At 68.4% G+C, this 2,028-nt stretch carries 1 protein-coding gene and 1 tRNA gene; both read right to left on the reverse strand.

What is annotated here, in order from left to right:
• Positions 1-401 precede the first annotated feature (401 nt).
• The gene (locus QRN44_RS13355; RefSeq protein ID WP_350310100.1) at positions 402-1,490 is read right to left on the reverse strand and encodes an HNH endonuclease signature motif containing protein; all 1,089 of its coding nucleotides are present in this window, start codon (positions 1,488-1,490) and stop codon (positions 402-404) included.
• Between the two features lie 463 nt (positions 1,491-1,953).
• Positions 1,954-2,028 (reverse strand) — tRNA-Val (locus QRN44_RS13360).

Consider the following 2,028-nt stretch of genomic DNA (forward strand, 5'->3'; position numbering starts at 1 on the left):
CGCGACCCTCACCTTGGCAAGGTGATGCGCTACCACTGCGCCACATCCGCATTGCATCCCGTTTCCGGGTGCTTGGAAACTCTAGCCGATGTTGAGGGTGCTCGTTGACACCTCGGCGCGGGCGAGTCGGCCCAACCCTTGATGTTCCGCGGAAAAATCGGGCTGAAAATCGATGTCGCCCGGCGCGTCGGCGTCCAGGGTCGAACCACCCTTCGACAGGCTCAGGGACCAGAGCGGCCCGGCGGCCCTCCCCGGTCACTGAGCTTGTTCCTGGTCACTGAGCTTGCCGAAGTGCCCACAAGCAACCCTTCGACAGGCTCAGCGACCGAGACGGATCGGGCACACCTCTCCCGGTCACTGAGCCTGTCGACGTGCCCACGAAGGAGCCTTCGTCGGCGGGGTCAGAATGGTGCAGGATCTGGCTCGGTCCGATACTGCTTGCCGTCGGGTGTCGTCCACTCGAGGACCCCCCCCGGCTGATGGTCGAGGTTCCACCCCGGCAGGTGCTTCATGCGGTGGTGATGTCGACACAGGCAGGCGAGATTGCCGACATCTGTGGTGCCTCCGTCCTCCCAGGCGACGGAATGATCGAGATCGCACGCTCGAGCCCGTCTCCCGCAGCCCGGTGCCCGACAGGTGCCGTCCCGTAACCGCACTGCCCGTTGGAGGTCGGCCGGAACGCGGTATTGATGCCGGCCGACGGAGAGGACCGCGCCGGTTTCCGGCTGGACCAAGATCCGGGTGAAGCTGGGCGCGTTCACCGCGATCCGTGCTGCGGTCTCGGGGTCGATGGGGCCGTAGCCGTCCAGGGTGGCCGGGGCGTCGGAGATGCCAGCCATGCTGAGCGCTGGGACCGTGATGTGGACCCTGGGCCTGATGTGCTCCTGGACCTCGATCGGGTGCGGGAGGACCGGGCTCGACATGACGTCGTCGGGGGTCACGCCGGTGAGCGCGAGGGCCGCGAGGGCATCGGCCTGGAGTTGTGCGCAGGTGCGGGTGTCGCCTGCGGCGCGGCTTTCTGCGGCGGCTGCTTTGAGTCGCTCGGCGATGCCCTGCGCGATCGGCGCCGTGGTCAAGAGGTGCACCCAGGCCATGCCGTCGGCGGCCGGCTCGAACTCGACCCGTCGGTCGGCCTCGGAGCGGACCACGCGGGCGGTGATGGACTCGGGATGGAGCCGCTCGCGCAAGACCCGGGCACTCGTGCGGAGGCCAGCGCCCGTAGTGCGCTCGGCGATGACGAGCACCTGCTCGAGGAACACCGCCCGCCCGGCGGCAGGGACGTCGCAGAGTTGGTCGGTGATCACCTGCGCGTGCCTCGCCGAGATGCGCCCGGCCTCGAGTGACTCGAGCACGGCCGGCGCTTCGTCCACAAGGCGCTCGGCATCGTTCGTCGCACGCTGGATCGTCCGCTCCGGGATCCGGGTCGCCATCGCGAGGGCCGCACACGTCGACCGACGGGACAGCGCCTGGCGCTCGGCCGGCGGGAAGATGGCCGGGACCGTAGCGTCGGCAAAGCGTCAGCATCACTGGCATTCCAGATGCCGAGTGAGGGTCGGTTGCGGAAGGGTCCTCGTGTGCCCTTCGACAGGCTCAGGGACCAGGAGAAGGGCGCCGGATTCGTGACGTGGCTCGTGTGCCCTTCGACAAGCTCAGGGACCAGGAGAAGGGCGCCGGATTCGTGAGGTGGCTCGTGTGCCCTTCGACAAGCTCAGGGACCGGGAGAAGGGTGCCGGATTTGCGGAGTGCTCCGTGTGGCCTTCGACAGGCTCAGGGACAGGAGGAACGGCGCCGGACTCGTGAGAGTCCCCGGGTGCCCTTCGACAGGCTCAGGGACCCGAGGGGTGCTCGCGGGCGTTTCGACAGGCGGAAATACGGCGTCACCGGGCTGCCTGGCGCGGGGCGGGCAAGGTGCACGCGAACGAGGAAAGCCCCCGGGGGTCCAGGGGCTTTCTGTGGTGGGCGATACTGGGATCGAACCAGTGACCTCTTCCGTGTCAGGGAAGCGCGCTACCGCTGCGCCAATCGCCC

The sequence above is a fragment of the Plantibacter sp. lyk4-40-MEA-4 genome (genome assembly GCF_030209415.1).
Classification (GTDB): domain Bacteria; phylum Actinomycetota; class Actinomycetes; order Actinomycetales; family Microbacteriaceae; genus Plantibacter; species Plantibacter flavus_A.